Annotated in this window: 14 protein-coding genes; 10 read left to right on the top strand and 4 right to left on the bottom strand. The window is 72.3% G+C overall.

Annotation, left to right across the window (positions count from 1 at the left end; all coding sequences use genetic code 11):
• Positions 1-10: 10 nt before the first annotated feature.
• The 3 genes from SM450_RS05650 (at position 11) to SM450_RS05640 (ending at position 986) form a co-directional block, all read left to right on the top strand.
• Entirely contained in the window at positions 11-178 is a 168-nt protein-coding gene (locus tag SM450_RS05650; RefSeq protein ID WP_474618597.1) for a DUF4244 domain-containing protein, read from the top strand.
• An 80-nt stretch (positions 179-258) separates the two neighbouring features.
• Positions 259-618: a TadE family type IV pilus minor pilin gene (locus tag SM450_RS05645; protein WP_474619025.1), complete on the top strand. Its 360-nt coding sequence runs from the start codon at positions 259-261 to the stop codon at positions 616-618.
• Positions 615-986 carry an Rv3654c family TadE-like protein gene (locus tag SM450_RS05640; RefSeq protein ID WP_474618596.1) on the top strand — a complete coding sequence of 124 codons (372 nt, stop codon included), beginning with the start codon at positions 615-617 and terminating at the stop codon, positions 984-986. The genes SM450_RS05645 and SM450_RS05640 overlap by 4 nt, the downstream gene beginning before the upstream one ends.
• Positions 987-1,182: 196 nt before the next feature.
• Here the strand turns inward: SM450_RS05640 and SM450_RS05635 are convergent, their stop codons facing one another.
• The 3 genes from SM450_RS05635 to SM450_RS05625 form a co-directional block, all read right to left on the bottom strand.
• The gene (locus tag SM450_RS05635; RefSeq protein ID WP_474618595.1) at positions 1,183-1,761 is read right to left on the bottom strand and encodes an LURP-one-related family protein; all 579 of its coding nucleotides are present in this window, start codon (positions 1,759-1,761) and stop codon (positions 1,183-1,185) included.
• A gap of 194 nt (positions 1,762-1,955) precedes the next feature.
• Complete coding sequence (locus tag SM450_RS05630) at positions 1,956-2,162, bottom strand: hypothetical protein (RefSeq protein ID WP_474618594.1); 207 nt, start codon at positions 2,160-2,162, stop codon at positions 1,956-1,958.
• Positions 2,163-2,359: 197 nt separating this feature from the next.
• The gene (locus SM450_RS05625; RefSeq protein WP_474619024.1) at positions 2,360-4,870 is read right to left on the bottom strand and encodes a DEAD/DEAH box helicase; all 2,511 of its coding nucleotides are present in this window, start codon (positions 4,868-4,870) and stop codon (positions 2,360-2,362) included.
• 92 nt (positions 4,871-4,962) lie between these two features.
• Between SM450_RS05625 and SM450_RS05620 the strand changes: the two genes are divergently transcribed.
• The 7 genes from SM450_RS05620 (at position 4,963) to SM450_RS05590 (ending at position 13,798) form a co-directional block, all read left to right on the top strand.
• A complete protein-coding gene (locus tag SM450_RS05620) occupies positions 4,963-5,313 on the top strand; it encodes an STAS domain-containing protein (RefSeq protein WP_474618593.1) in 351 nt (116 codons plus the stop codon).
• Positions 5,313-5,750, top strand: coding sequence for an ATP-binding protein (locus tag SM450_RS05615; RefSeq protein ID WP_282286213.1), 438 nt, complete (start codon positions 5,313-5,315; stop codon positions 5,748-5,750). Before SM450_RS05620 ends, SM450_RS05615 begins: the two co-directional genes overlap by 1 nt.
• A 292-nt stretch (positions 5,751-6,042) precedes the next feature.
• Positions 6,043-8,394, top strand: a complete 2,352-nt coding sequence (locus SM450_RS05610; protein WP_474618592.1) for a sodium-translocating pyrophosphatase — start codon at positions 6,043-6,045, stop codon at positions 8,392-8,394.
• Between the two features lie 96 nt (positions 8,395-8,490).
• On the top strand, positions 8,491-9,030 hold the full coding sequence (locus SM450_RS05605) for a hypothetical protein (protein ID WP_474618591.1): 540 nt from the start codon (positions 8,491-8,493) through the stop codon (positions 9,028-9,030).
• Complete coding sequence (locus tag SM450_RS05600) at positions 9,021-9,629, top strand: hypothetical protein (RefSeq protein ID WP_474618590.1); 609 nt, start codon at positions 9,021-9,023, stop codon at positions 9,627-9,629. The genes SM450_RS05605 and SM450_RS05600 overlap by 10 nt, the downstream gene beginning before the upstream one ends.
• Before the next feature lie 297 nt (positions 9,630-9,926).
• On the top strand, positions 9,927-12,740 hold the full coding sequence (gene topA / locus SM450_RS05595) for a type I DNA topoisomerase (RefSeq protein WP_474618589.1): 2,814 nt from the start codon (positions 9,927-9,929) through the stop codon (positions 12,738-12,740).
• A 473-nt stretch (positions 12,741-13,213) separates the two neighbouring features.
• Positions 13,214-13,798 (top strand): endonuclease domain-containing protein, encoded by a 585-nt coding sequence (locus tag SM450_RS05590; RefSeq protein WP_474618588.1) that lies wholly within the window; start codon positions 13,214-13,216, stop codon positions 13,796-13,798.
• A gap of 60 nt (positions 13,799-13,858) precedes the next feature.
• Here SM450_RS05590 and SM450_RS05585 read toward each other — a convergent pair whose 3' ends face one another.
• The gene (locus SM450_RS05585) at positions 13,859-15,166 is read right to left on the bottom strand and encodes a D-arabinono-1,4-lactone oxidase (RefSeq protein ID WP_474618587.1); all 1,308 of its coding nucleotides are present in this window, start codon (positions 15,164-15,166) and stop codon (positions 13,859-13,861) included.
• Positions 15,167-15,294: the final 128 nt, after the last annotated feature.

Here is a 15,294-nt window from a genome sequence, read left to right as displayed (position 1 = left end):
GACGTACGACATGCGCAAGCTCCTCGCCCGCCTCCGCGGCGACGCCGGCATGAACACGGCGGAGTACGCGGTGGGCACCCTCGCGGCGGTCGCCTTCGCCGGGATTCTGCTGAAGGTGCTCACGTCCGGGAACGTGCAGGCCGCGTTGACCGCTGTCATCGACCGGGCCCTGAAGTGACCGGGCGCCGGTGGGCCGGCCGGTGGATCCGCCTCTACCCGGCCCCGGGAGCCGGCGGCGCGGTCCACCCGCACGGCGTCGTGCGGCGGCGCCCGTGGGAGCGGGGAAGCTTCACGGCCGAGATGGCGGCCGGCCTGCCGGCGTTGATGCTCCTCCTCGTCGCCGGGCTCACCGCCGTCGACGCGGTGACCACGCGGGCGGGCTGCGTCGACGCGGCGCGGGAGGCGGCACTCGCCGCCGCCCGGGGCGAGCCCGGCCCGGCTGCCGGCGCCCGGTACGCCCCGGCGGGCGCGGAGGTGACGGTGACCGTGGCCGGCGACCGGGTGACCGCGACCGTCCGGGCGCCGCTCCGGACGGTCGGTGCGCGGCTGCCCCGGTCGACCGTGTCGGGCGTAGCGGTGGCCGCCGTGGAACCCGGCGCTCCCGGCCCGGTGCCGTGACGCCGGGCAGGTCGGCGGCCGAGCGGGGTGGCGCGACGGTGTGCCTGCTCGCGATCGGCCTGGTGTTCGTGCTGGTCGGGCTGTTCGGCGCCGGGGTCGGGGCCGCCCGGCGCGCGCGCCATCAGGCCCGGGTCGCGGCCGACTTCGGCGCGCTGGCCGGCGCGGGCCGGGTGCTCGACGGGGCCGATGCCGCATGCCAGTCCGCCGCCGCGCTGGTGTCGGCAAATGGCGGTCGACTGACCGGTTGCCGGGTCGACGGCCTCGACCTGATCGTCACGGCGCAGGTGCGGGTCGCGCCGTTGCCGGGGCTGGCCCGCGTCGCCACCGCGACATCGCGCGCCGGCCCGGCCCGCATCAGCGACCCCTGAGGTCAGCGTGTCGCAGGCGGTCGCCCACCGGCCGGCTTTGGGTGCGGTTGTTGTCGCCCCAGTGACCACAACCGCACCCAAACCCATCGGTCACGCGTGATGACGTCACCCACCGGGCGGCTCGCAGCAGTGTGCGGACCGGGTGCGGCGAGTACGGACCGCAGTCAGGTCGTCGCGTGGCCGGCCGGCCTTGCGGTCAGCGGGACTGGAGGGCGTCCAGGCCCACCGCCATGGCGATGACCAACCGACGGTCGATGTGCGGGTGCTGGATGTCGACGACGTACCGGTCGCGCAGTCCCCACTTCTTGTCGACGGTGAACACCGGCTGGCCGCCGGCCACGAAGTCGAAGTGGTACGGCAACCAGGAGAGCGAGTCGACGAAGCGCCGCAGCAGCGCCACCGGCATGCTGCGCTCCTGCCCGACCGCCGGCGGCAGGCCGGGCTGCTCGACGTGCCAGGTCGAACGCAGCAGCGACTGGGCGAAGTCCTTGCGGAACAGGCCGATCGGGTTGCCCGCGTGGTCGGTCACGTCGTAGGTGGCGCCGAGGTCGAGCCGCTGGCGGGCCTTGAAGCCGAGGAGGGGGTACTGCTTGGTGTCATCGGTGTAGATCGTGACCTGCTCCTTGAAGGCGAGCCGCTTCTGCTGCGCGAACGCGAGCAGCCCACCCTCGGAGCCGTCCGGTGCCACGGCGTGCACCTCGTACTGGTTGACCATCATCCGAATCCGTTGCCGGACGATGAACCGGTGCTGAGCCTGTAGGTTGTCGAGCGACATCTGATCTCCTTCGAGGGGTCGCCGGAGTCTTGCACAGCGGCGCCACCGTCGCGCGCCCGCACAGCGCTTCCGTGCAGCTCCGACGTCGCCCCACCCGCAGGAAGCCCGGTAGCCCATCGCCGGTGGCCGGGCAGGCAAACCGGCGGCCCGAGCGAGATCCGGTCCGGTGGCTCGGGCGGGCGACGGTGCGCCGGTCAGCGTCCGCCGTCGACAGTGGCCTTCATCGCCCAGGTGTTGAGCACCTGGTGGATGCCGCGCAGGCGTTCGTTGATCTGCTCCAGCCGCTCCGCCTGGGCCAGGTTCGCCAGCGCGGTGCCCAGTGCGATCTGCTGGTCCGCGGTGAGGTTCTCCTGGTCGATGGCATAGAGCAGCTCGACGGTCTCGGCGATCGTGTCGGCCACGGCGGCACCTCCGGCGGACGGGTCTCGGGTCGCGTCTGCGCTACCGGAATGATGCATGGAAGCGCTCCCATGCATCAATGCCCCGATGCCGCCGACCTCATGCACTCGTCCCACCCACCAGACGCCGACGCCCATCGATCGAGCCTCGACCAGCGCTCAAGGCACGCCAGCTCGGCGCGGTGGCGGGGTCCGGTCGGTCAGTCCGTCGGGCCGCCGGCCGCCGACCGTCGCGCCGTCCGGTCGTCCTGCCGCGGCAGCACCCCGCCGCGCCCCGAACCCGCCGCAACCCCACCGCCCTCGCCGGGGCCGTCAGGCGTCCCGCCGACCTCCGGGGCGTCGGGCACAACGCCGGCGAGGTTGGCCAGCACCACGTCGAGGACCTGCACCGCTTCCGGCTTGGCCAGCGGGTTGTTGCCGTTTCCGCACTTCGGGGACTGGACGCAGGACGGGCACCCGGTCTCGCACCCGCACTCGACGATCGCGTCCCGGGTGGCGCGCAGCCAGGCGCTGGCCGTCCCGTACGCCCGCTCGGCAAAGCCCGCCCCGCCGGGGTGACCGTCGTAGACGAAGACGGTCGGCGCCTCGGTGTCGGGGTGCAGGGCGGTGGACAGTCCGCCGATGTCCCACCTGTCGCAGGTCGCGATCAGCGGCAGCAGGCCGATCGCGGCGTGTTCGGCGGCGTGCAGCGCCCCGGGGACGTCCGCGGCGTCGACGCCTGCGCGGGCCAGCGACTCCGGGGAGAGCGTGAACCAGACGGCGACGGTGCGTAGTTCCCGCGCCGGCAGGTCCAGCGGACGGGTGTCGATCACCTCGCCGGTGGCGATGCGCCGCCGCTGGTACGACACGACCTGGCTGGTCACGTCCACCTCGCCGAGGAAGAGCCCGACCGGGCCGGCGTCGGTGTACGAGCGGACGGAGACCACGGAGAGCGAGGTGACGTCGCGGGCGTGGGTGGACCAGTCCGGTTCCTCGGCGTGCACGAGCGCGCACCCGTCGGCCAGGTCGAGCGCGTCGACCAGGTAGGAGACGCCCTGGTGCAGGTAGACCGCGCCGGTGTGGAGCAGGAAGTGGGCGGAGCCGCCGTCGACGGTGCCGAGCAGCCGCCCGGTGGACTCCTCCACCACGCAGACCGGGGCGCCGCCTTCGCCGCGCAGGTCGACCTCGGGGCGTTCCCGGTGCCGCCAGTACCAGCCGGTGGGCCGCTGTCGCAGCGCACCCGCCTCGACGAGGGAGTCCACCGCTTCCTTCGTGCCTTCGCCGAAGAGGTCCAGGTCGGCCGGGGTGAGCGGGGCCTCGTGCGCGGCGCAGGCGAGTTGCGGCGCGAGGACGTAGGGGTTGGCCGGGTCGAGCACGGTGGCCTCGACGGGACGCCCGAACAGCGCCTCCGGGTGGTGCACGAGGTAGGTGTCGAGCGGGTCGTCGCGGGCCACAAGCACCGCCAGGGCCTCGTCCCCGCCGCGCCCGGCCCGTCCGGCCTGCTGCCACAGCGAGGCGCGGGTGCCGGGCCAGCCGCAGATCAGCACCGCGTCCAGCCCGACCAGGTCGACGCCGAGTTCGAGCGCGTTGGTGGAGGCGAGCCCGAGCAGGTCGCCGCGCAGCAGCGCCCGTTCCAGGTCGCGGCGTTCCTCGCGCAGGTAGCCGGCCCGGTAGGCGGCCACCCGGCCGCCCAGCCCGGGCACCGCCTCGTCGAGCGCCCGCCTGGCGTTCGCGGCGACCACCTCGGCGCCCCGGCGGGACCTGACGAACGCGAGCGTGCGTACCCCCTCGACGACACTGTCGGTGAGCAGGTCGGCGGTCTCCCGCAGCGCGGAGCGCCGGACCGGCACGAGGTCGGCGACCTCGCCCTCCGAAGAGGGGGGCAGCAGCGGCGGCTCCCAGAGCGCGAACGTCACGCCGCCGCGCGGGGAGGTGTCCTCGGTGACGGCGGTGACGGGCAGGCCGGTGAGCCGCCCGGCCGCCGTCGCCGGGTCGCCCGACGTGGCCGAGGCCAGCAGAAACACGGGGGTACGACCGAAGCGTGCGCACTGCCGGCGCAACCGTCGCAGCACGTGGGCGACGTGTGAGCCGAACACGCCCCGGTAGGTGTGGCACTCGTCGACCACCACGTACGCGAGCCGGCGCAGGAAGCCGGACCAGTGCGCGTGCCCGGGGAGGATGCCGTGGTGCAGCATGTCCGGGTTGGTGAGCACGAAGTGGGCGTGCCGGCGGATCCACTCCCGTTCGGCGCGTGGCGTGTCCCCGTCGTACGTGGCGGGGCGTACCCCGTCCAGTTCCAGGCCGGCGACGGCGCGGAGCTGGTCGGCGGCGAGCGCCTTGGTCGGGGCCAGGTAGAGCACTGTGGCGCGCGGGTCGGTGAGCAGGGTGCTCAGTGCCGGGAGTTGGTATGCCAGTGACTTGCCGGACGCGGTGCCGGTGGCCACCACGACGTGCTGTCCCGCGTACGCCAGCTCGGCGGCCTCGGTCTGGTGCCGCCACGGCGCGACCACGCCGCGTCGCGCGAACGCCGCCCGCAGGTCCGCCGGCGCCCAGCCGGGCCACGCCGCGGGTTCGCCCGCGCGGGCCGGCACCCGCTCGACGTGGGTGACCGGGTCGGTGGCGTGGCGCAGCCGCAGCCGGCGTAGCAGCTCGGCCGGCGTGCGCCTGGGGCCGGGCCTGTCGTCGGTCACGTCCTGCACTCTCGCACTGGTGTTCGTATTTGGGAACCGCAGGGTGGGGGTATGGGGAGGGCCGGGCCGGTGACCCGAAGTGGTCGCACGGGGGGATGGTTAGATGCCCAGGAGAGTTTACCGAGGAGGAGTCGATGGAGCTGTCGCTGGCGACCAGCGCCGTGGGAGAGCACACGGTGCTTGAGGTCGGCGGTGAGGTGGATGTCTACACCGCCCCCCGCCTGCGGGAACGGCTCATCGAGCTGATTGACGGCGGGGCCCGCCACGTGGTGGTGGACCTGGGCCGGGTGGACTTCCTCGATTCGACCGGGCTCGGTGTGCTTGTCGGCGCGCTGAAGCGGCTCCGCGCGGCCGGCGGATCGTTCGGCCTGGTCTGCGACAAGGAGCCACTGCTCAAGATTTTCCGGATCACCGCCCTGGATCAGGTCTTCCCGCTGCACCCGACGGTCGACGCGGCTATCGCCGCCGACTCCACCGGCGCGTGATGGCCACCGTCAAGCTTTCCTTCTCTCCGGCGCCGGTCCATGTGCGCACCGCCCGTCTGGTCGGTGTCGCGGTGGCCCGCCGGGCCGGGGTACGCGAGGACCTGCTCGACGAGGTGCGCCTGGCCATCGGTGAGGCGTGCACCCGGGCGGTCGCGCTGCACCGGCAGTACGGGCTGGCGGAGCCGGTGTACGTGGAGATGTCCGACGGCGGGCCGTACACGGTGCGGGTGGTGGACCGGGCGCCGATCGAGGCGGGTCTGGGGCTGGCCGCGCTCGGCCCGGACGAGTTGGCCAAGGAGTCGCTGAGCGAGGACGCGCTCACCACAGGCGTGGGTTTCGCCCTGCTCGCCGGTTTCGTGGAGGATCTTCAGGTCCGCCCGGTCGAGGAGGGCGTCGGCACCGAGGTCCGGATGGCCTGGCCGGCCGGCCGCCTCTGACCGTTCTTTCCGCAGGCCGCGTTCCCCGCTCGGGGGGCGCGGCCTCGTCGTGTTGACCGGCCCATATATCAGATTTCCTCGTCTAACACAGTTATGAAGATCATCGGCGGCGGGTGCCCCCTCGATGTGACCCTCACCACGCCAGAGGGCTACAGTACCCGGGTTGTCAGCAAGTGATCGCTCCCCGCAGCCAGCGGGAACGGGTGGATGGCGCACGCTGGCGAGTTCGCATCCAGGCGTCGGCCGTGCGTCTCCACGAGCCGACGCGAGTGTTCGGTACAGGAGGACACAGATGTCCGGGACCTTGGCCGCCGACGGCGGCGCACTGTCCCTTACCGGAGCCAACGTGACGTACGTCGTCATCGCCGCGGTCATCGCGCTGGTGGCGCTCGTCTTCGCCGCCGCCTTGACCAAGGCGGTACTGGCAGCCGGTACGGGAACCACAAACATGCAGGAGATCTCCGGGGCGGTGCAGGAGGGCGCCTCGGCGTACCTGCTGCGGCAGTTCCGCACCCTGGCGATCTTCGTGGTGATCGCCGTCGTGCTGCTGTTCCTGCTGCCGGTGCACGACACCGACGGCAACCAGACGCTTGTGAAGATCGGCCGCTCGGCGTTCTTCGTCGTGGGCGCGCTGTTCAGCGCGTTCATCGGCGGCGCCGGCATGTGGCTGGCCACCCGCGCCAACCTGCGGGTCGCCGCCGCCGCCCGGGAGCGTGAAGGCGGGCGCGAGGCCGCCATGAAGATCGCCTTCCGGACCGGCGGCGTGGTCGGCTTCCTCACCGTCGGCCTCGGCCTGTTCGGCGCGGCGCTCGTCGTCATCCTGTTCCGGGGTGACGCGCCGACCGTGCTTGAGGGCTTCGGCTTCGGCGCCGCGCTGCTCGCCATGTTCATGCGGGTCGGCGGCGGCATCTTCACCAAGGCCGCCGACGTCGGCGCCGACCTGGTCGGCAAGGTCGAGCAGGGCATCCCGGAGGACGACCCGCGTAACGCCGCCACCATCGCCGACAACGTGGGCGACAACGTCGGCGACTGCGCCGGCATGGCCGCCGACCTCTTCGAGTCGTACGCGGTCACGCTCGTCGCGGCGCTGATCCTGGGCCGGGCCGCGTTCGGCGAGGACGGCCTGGTCTTCCCGCTGATCATCTCCACCATCGGTGTGCTTGTCGCGATCGTCGGCGTCTTCATCACCCGGCTGCGGACAAGCGACCGCAACGGCCTGACCGCGATCAACCGGGCCTTCTACCTCTCCGCGGTGATCTCCGCGGTGCTTGTGGCGATCGCCGCCTTCGCCTACCTGCCGGCGACCTTCGGCGAGCTGGAGGGTGGGCTGACCGACGTCGACCGCAACCCGCGGCTGGTGGCCATCGGCGCGGTCGTGATCGGCATCGTGCTGGCCGCCGCGATCCAGGCGCTCACCGGCTACTTCACCGAGACCAACAGGCGCCCGGTGCAGGACATCGGCAAGAGCTCGCAGACCGGCGCCGCCACCGTCATCCTGGCCGGCATCAGCATCGGCCTGGAGTCGGCGGTCTACTCGGCGCTGCTGATCGGCGCCGGTGTGTTCGGCGCGTTCCTGCTCGGCGGCAGCTCGATCACGCTGTCGCTGTTCGCAGTCGCGCTGGCCGGCACCGGCCTGCTCACCACCGTCGGCGTCATCGTCGCGATGGACACGTTCGGCCCGATCTCCGACAACGCGCAGGGCGTGGCCGAGATGTCCGGCGACATCGACGAGCACGGCGCGCGGACGCTCACCGAGCTGGACGCGGTAGGCAACACCACCAAGGCGATCACCAAGGGCATCGCGATCGCCACCGCAGTGCTGGCCGCGACCGCGCTGTTCGGCTCGTACACCGACACGCTGCGGTCCTCGTACGAGGACGCGGGCGTGGGCGACGTCGGCACCGAGATCCTCAACGCGCTCAACGTGGCCAACCCGCGCAACCTGGTCGGCCTGATCATCGGCGCGGCGGTGGTCTTCCTCTTCTCCGGCCTGGCCATCAACGCGGTCTCCCGCTCCGCCGGGGCCGTGGTGATGGAGGTACGCCGGCAGTTCCGCGAGCTGCCAGGCATCATGGACGGCACCCAGCGGCCCGAGTACGGCAAGGTCGTGGACATCTGCACCCGGGACGCGCAGCGCGAGCTGATGACCCCCGGCCTGCTGGCCATCCTGGCCCCGATCGCGGTCGGCTTCGGCCTCGGGCCGGGCGCGCTCGCCTCCTACCTGGCCGGCGCGATCGGCGCGGGCACGCTGATGGCGGTCTTCCTGGCCAACTCCGGCGGCGCCTGGGACAACGGCAAGAAGCTTGTCGAGGACGGCGCGTACGGCGGCAAGGGCTCCGACGCGCACGCCGCGACGGTCATCGGCGACACCGTCGGCGACCCGTTCAAGGACACCGCCGGCCCGGCGATCAACCCGCTGATCAAGGTGATGAACCTGGTCTCGCTGCTGATCGCGCCGGCCGTGGTGGCCTGGAGCGTGGGCGACGACCGGAACAACCCGCTGCGGATCACGATTGCCGTGGTGGCCGCGCTGATCATCGCGGCGGCGGTGGTGTTCAGCAAGCGCAAGGGCGTGGCCATGTCCGACTCGGACGACACCGGCGCGGGCACCCCGGACCAGCACCCGGAGACGGTCGGCGCCTGATCGACGTGACAGTTCCCGGCCGGCCCACGGGCCGGCCGGGAACCGCACGAAACCTAACCGGTGGCGGTTCCACCCGGAGGTCGTACGCTGCAACGCATGCGTACGTGCCGGGCGGCAACCGCCGGAAAGCTCACGGTGGTCCTGGCCACGCTGGTCCTCGTCGTCGCCGGGTGCGGCGGCCCCAGCCCGCGGGCCTGGGCCGCCTCGGTCTGCCAGGCGCTCACGCCGTGGCGCGCGGAGATCTCCAAGCTGACCAGCAGCACCCAGCAGCAGATGACCGCGCAGACCACCCCGGCGCAGGCCAAGGAGAACCTGGTGCGGCTCTTCTCCGGCGCCGAGCAGGCAAGCGAGACGGCCCGGCGCAAGGTCGAGGAGGCGGGCGTGCCCGAGGTCGAGCGCGGCACCGACGTGTCCGCCGGGTTCCAGGGTTCGCTCGGCAAGATGCGCGACGCCTACGGGCGGGCCCGGACCACCATCGACGGGCTCGACACCGCCCAGGCCGGCCCGTTCTACGACGGCGTGCGCGCCGCCGTGGACACGCTGAACAAGGAGTACGACGCGAGCGCGCTGGACACCAGCAAGCTCAACTCACCCGAACTCAAAGAGGCCTTCGACGAGGTCCCGGAGTGTCGCTGACCCCTCCCACACCGAACCCGGCCCGCCAGCCCTCGCTGTTCTCCACCGAGGCGGCCGATCCCTCGCTGGCGGACCTCGCCGGCCTGCTCGCCGGGCCGGGGGAGATGGTGCGGATGGGCGGCACGGCCCGGCTCTCCGTGATGGTGGACGCCGCCTGGCGGGTGCACGTGCTGGTGGCCGAGCTGGCCGCCCGGGGCGTGCCGGCGAGCTGGGAGCCGACCGAGGACGGCCGGCACCGGGTACGCACCGCGTACGCGACCACGCTGGCCCCGCTCGCCCGGGCCTGGCTGCGTGGCACGGCGAAGCGGCCACCGGCCCGGTTCCACCTCGACGGGCGGCGGCTGCGGCTCTGGGTCGCCGCCGCCGGGGCCGCCGAGCCGGCCGGGTTCCGGCTTCGGCTCGGCCCGGCCGACGAGCAGTGCTGGCCGGCGGTGCGCGCCGCGCTGGCCGCGGTGGGGCTGCCGGCCGCGTTCGTGGAGCCCGAGGACGGCGGGCCCGCGTACCGGATCGGTGGGCGGCGGATGACCCGGCTCGCGGAGCTGGTCGGGGAGCGGCCCCCGGCCGCGCCGGCCGCGACCTGGCCGGGTCCGCACGGTTGACCGCCAACTGTCCGATCGCGGACCGGCCGGGCGTGGTTTGCGCAGGAAAACGACGGGCGTCACAGCCGCCGGGGGCGCGTGATCGTCACAGTGACCCGCCTGGTGCCCTACCCACGGTGTACGGTGGCGCCGTCCGGCAGGGTTAGGCCGACTGTCGCCCGGAAGGCGGCCGGTCTGCCGCCCACGAAACCCGGAACGCGGGCGGCGCGTTACGTTGGACGTCCGGGCCACCGGCGGTCCGGACGGTGCAGCACGGCCCGAAGCGGGCATGGCGTAGGAGTGAGGTCGGGGAGAGACGTGCCGAGCAACGCTGGAACCACCCGTCTGGTCATCGTCGAGTCACCGGCGAAGGCCAAGACGATCTCGGGCTACCTCGGCCCGGGGTACGTCGTGGAGGCCAGCTTCGGCCACGTCCGGGATCTGCCCCGCAACGCCGCCGACGTGCCGGCGAAGTACAAGGGCGAGCCGTGGGCGCGGCTCGGCGTCGACGTCGACAACGGCTTCCAGGCGCTCTATGTGGTCTCCGCCGACCGCCGTCAGCAGATCAGCAAGCTGGTGAAGCTGGCCAAGGAGGTCGACGAGATCTTCCTGGCCACGGATGAGGACCGCGAGGGCGAGGCCATCGCCTGGCACCTGGTGGAGACGCTCAAGCCCAAGGTGCCGGTCAAGCGGATGGTCTTCCACGAGATCACCAAGCCGGCCATCCAGGCCGCGGTCGCCAACCCCCGGGAGATCGACCGCGACCTCGTCGACGCCCAGGAGGCCCGCCGCATCCTGGACCGGCTCTACGGCTACGAGGTCTCCCCGGTGCTGTGGAAGAAGGTCATGCCGAAGCTCTCGGCGGGCCGGGTGCAGTCCGTGGCGACCCGGATCGTGGTCGAGCGGGAACGCCAGCGGATGGCGTTCCGCACCGCCGAATACTGGGACATCCTGGCCACCCTGGCGGTGGCGAAGCCGGGCGAGGGCCCGCGCACGTTCAACGCCACGCTCGTCGCGCTGAACGGCGACCGGATCGCCACCGGCAAGGACTTCGAGCCGACCACGGGTCGGGTTCGCGCCGGTGCGGGCGTCGTGCACCTCGACGAGGGCGGGGCCCGAGGGCTCGCGGCCCGCCTGGCGGACCGGCCGTTCACGGTCACCCGGGTCGAGGAGAAGCCCTACCGCCGCCGCCCGTACGCGCCGTTCATCACCTCCACGCTCCAGCAGGAGGCGGCCCGCAAACTGCGCCTGTCGTCCCAGCAGACGATGCGCACCGCGCAGCGGCTCTACGAGAACGGCTACATCACCTACATGCGTACCGACTCGGTGAACCTGTCGGAGACCGCCATCGCGGCGGCCCGCCGGCAGATCGTCGATCTGTACGGTGAGCGCAGCGTGCCGCCGGAGCCGCGCCGGTACACCGGCAAGGTGAAGAACGCACAGGAGGCGCACGAGGCGATCCGCCCGGCCGGCGACAACTTCCGCACCCCCGGCGACGTGGTCCGGGAGCTGTCCGGCGACGAGTACAAGCTCTACGAGCTGATCTGGCGGCGCACCATCGCCTCGCAGATGACCGACGCGGTCGGCTCCAGCGTGTCGGTGCGCATCCGGGCGGTCTCCTCCGCGCAGGAGGAAGCCGACTTCGGCGCCACCGGCAAGACCATCACCGATCCGGGCTTCCTGCGCGCGTACGTCGAGTCGAGCGACGACGAGAACGCCGAGGCGGAGGACGCCGAGCGGCGGCTGCCCACGCTCGTCAAGGACCAGCCGCTGACCGCCGACGAGCTGGCCGCGCAGGGCCACCACACCCAGCCGCCGTCGCGCTACACCGAGGCGTCGCTTGTCAAGGCGCTTGAGGAGTTGGGCATCGGCCGCCCGTCCACGTACGCCTCGATCATGCAGACCATCCAGGACCGCGGGTACGTCAACAAGCGCGGCCAGGCGATGATCCCGACGTTCCTGGCGTTCGCCGTGATCGGGCTGATGGAACGGCACTACCCGCGCCTGATCGACTACGACTTCACCGCAAGCATGGAGAACGAGCTGGACGAGATCGCCGGCGGTGACCACGCCGCGGTCGACTTCCTCACCTCCTTCTACTTCGGCAGCGCCAACGGCACCGGCGACCAGGCCATCGCGCACGCCGGCGGGCTGAAGAAGCTTGTCACCGAGAACCTCAGCGAGATCGACGCGCGCAGCGTCAACTCGATCCCGCTGCACACCGACGACGAGGGGCGCGAGGTCGTCGTCCGGGTCGGCCGGTACGGGCCCTACCTGCAACGGGCGCTGCCCGGCGAGCAGCAGCCGACGCCGGCTGGCTCGGGTTCCGGTTCCGGTTCCGGCGAGGGTGAGGAAGGCGGCTCGCAGGGGGACCGGGCGCCGATCCCCGAGGGCCTGGCGCCCGACGAGCTGACCCCGGAGAAGGTGCACGAGCTGTTCCTCGGTGGCGGCGGCGAGCGCAAGCTCGGCGACGACCCGTCGACAGGCGAGCCGATCCTGCTCAAGTCCGGCCGCTTCGGCCCGTACGTGGCAAGCGGCGAGCGGAAGTCGTCGCTGCTGCGCTCGCAGTCACCGGACAGCCTCACCCTGGAGCAGGCGTTGCGGCTGCTCAGCCTGCCCCGGCTGGTGGGCGTGGCCCCGGACGGCGGCGAGGTCTTCGCCAACAACGGCCGCTACGGCCCGTACGTCAAGCGCGGTGACGAGTTCCGCTCGCTGGACTCGGAAGACAAGATGTTCACCGTCACGCTTGACGAGGCGCTGGCGCTGCTGGCCGCACCGAAGACCCGCCAGCGCCGGGCCGCCGCGCCGCCGTTGCGGGAGATGGGCGCCGACCCGCAGACAGAGAAGCCGCTGGTGATCAAGGATGGGCGCTTCGGTCCGTACGTGACGGACGGGGAGTTCAACGCGTCGCTGCGGCGCGGGCAGACGCCGGAGGAGTTGACGCTGGCGGAGGCGTCCGAGATGCTCGCCGAGAAGCGCGCGAAGGGCCCGGCCCCGAAGAAGAAGGCCACCAAGAAGGCCGCCCCCGCGAAGAAGACCACAGCCGCAAAGAAGACCACGGCCGCCAAGACCACAAAGGCGACGGCGAAGAAGGCCGCTCCCAAGAAGGCGACCTCAACCCCGAAGGAGTGAATCTTGGAAGCAAATGGCCCTCAGGGGGGCCGGTAGCTTCCAAGATCTCGCGGTTGTCCACAGGGACGGCGCGGCCTGCACCCGGGCGGGCAGGGTTGGGCGGGTGGGGGATTCGTGGGCGGGTATGCGGCGGGCGCTTCCGTCGGACGACGCGGACGAGTTGACCTGGCTGCTGTTCCGGCAGGACGACGTGCTGAGCCTCGGCCAGGCGCTGGCGCACCTCACCCGTAAGACGATCCGGCAGCGGGTTGCCACCGGTCGTTGGCGCCAGGCCCACCGCGCCGTTCTCGTCGCACACAACGGTCCGGTCGGTCCCGCTCAGCTCCGCTGGATCGCGGTGCTGGCAGCCGGGCCGACCGCGTTTGCTCAGCGGGATCACAGCCGCCCAGGCGGGTGGCCTACGCGGGTTCCCGGATCGCGTCGTCCACCTGCTCCTGCCGGCCACCTGCCGTCGGGCTCCGCTGCCGGCCGGGGTGCGAGCGCACCGGACGACCCACCTGCTCGACGAGGATGTGGTGCCGGTCGGGCAGCCGCCCCGCACGGCGGCTGCGCGGTCGGTGGTCGACGCGGCCCAGTGGGCACCTTCCGACGGGCAGGCTCGGGCCATCGTGGCGGCGGCGTTCCAGCAGCGGCTGGTGGGCGGTGACGACCTGCATGAGGTGCTCGGCCGGATGCCGCGGGTCCGCCGACGGCGGCTGATCCTGTCCACCGCCACCGATGCGGCCGGCGGTGCGCACTCCTTGGGCGAGCTTGATCTGCTCCGTCTGGTGCGCGGTGCCGGCCTGCCCGATCCGACCCGCCAGATGCTCCGGCGTGACTCCGCCGGGCGGCGGCGCTATCTCGACGCCTACTTCGAGGAGTGGCGGGTGCATGTCGAGGTGGACGGCGGACAGCATCTCGACCCGGCGCACGCGTGGGCGGACATGCGCCGGCAGAACGACCTCTGGGTCGAGGGCGACCGCATCCTCCGGTTCCCCTCCTGGGCCCTTCGCACGGAACCGGAGGCGGTCATCGCCCAGATCCGTGCCGCTCTCCGGGCCGCCGGCTGGCGAGGATGACGAAGGCCGAGATCTTGGAAGCAAATGGCCCCCGGTGGGGCCATCGTTTTCCAAGATCTCTCAACTTCCTAGGACCTGGTGCAGATAGGGGTTTCCGAAGAGGTTCTTCGGGTCCACGCGGGTGCGGAGGGACTGGAAATCGGCGAACTTCGGGTAGGCGGTGGCCAGCGACTCCGCGTCTCGCCAGTGCAGCTTGCCCCAGTGCGGCCGGCCGCCCAGCTCGGTCGCCACCTGCTCGAACGCGCGGAAGTACGGCTCGTACGGCATCCCCACGTACTGGTGGACCGCGATGTAGGCGGAGTCCCGCCCGTAGGAGTGGGAGAGCCAGATGTCGTCGGCGGCGGCGAATCGCACCTCGACCGGGAAGAGCACCTTGAACGGCAGCCGGTCCACGATGCGGCGTAGCTCCGCCAGCGCGGTGGGCAGCGCGTCGCGTGGCAGCCCGTACTCCATCTCCACGAAGCGGACCCGGCGCGGGGTGCAGAAGACCCGGTCGGAGCGGCCCGTGTAGGTGCGTTCGGTGAGCGCCCGGGCGGAGACGGCGCTGATCCCGGGCGCGAGGGCGGGCACCGCGCGGCCGAGGCGGCAGGCCCCGGCGAAGACGGTGTTGGCGAGGAAGTCGTCGTCGAGCCAACCGCGCCAGCCGGGCAGCGGCCGGTCGTCGGCGGGCACCCGGTCGTTGGTCTTGACCTGCACCCGGTCGGTGTAGGGGAACCAGTAGAACTCGGCGTGGTCGTGCGCCCCCCACAACCCGGGCAGGTCGTCGAGCACCTCGGCGAGCGCGGCCGGGCGTTCGTGCGCGCGGAGCACGAAGGCGTCCACGCAGCGCAGGGTGACCTCGACGAGCACGCCCACCGCGCCGAGCCCGACCCTCGCGGCGTCGAACACGTCGGGGTGCTCGTCGGCGGAGCAGCGCAGCACCTCGCCGGTGCCGGTGACGAGGGTCAGCCCGGCGACGAAGGTGGAGAGGCAGCCGAGTTTCGCGCCGGTGCCGTGGGTGCCTGTGGAGAGCGCCCCGGCGATGGTCTGCGCGTCGATGTCGCCGAGGTTGGGCATCGCCAGCCCGTGCCGGGCGAGCAGCTCGTTGAGCGTGTGCAGGGTCATCCCGGCCGGTACGGTGACCAGGCGACGCGCCACGTCGACGGTGACGTCGGTGGCCAGGTCGGCGAGGTCGAGCCGGTGTCCGTCCGCGACGGCGGTGGCGGTGAAGGAGTGGCCGCTGCCGACCGCCCGGATCGTCCGGCCGGCGGCGCCCGCCTGCCGGACCGCCTCGGCGACCTCGGAGACGGTACGCGGGCGCACGGTGAGAAGCGCCGTGCTGTGTTGGTTACCGGCCCAGTTGGACCAGGCGGCGGGGGGACCGGCCATGGCGACACTCCTCGACATGAATATGAACTGAATTCATATCAGGAACGTTGTGCCTGGTAAATACCGCAATCGAGCCCGGCTCGTTGTACCGGTAGTCACAGACTCGTGACGTGCAGATATGTTCATCC

The organism is Micromonospora marincola (genome assembly GCF_056150385.1).
Note: the sequence above shows the minus strand (reverse complement) of the source record. Positions and strands in the feature narration are given on the sequence as shown.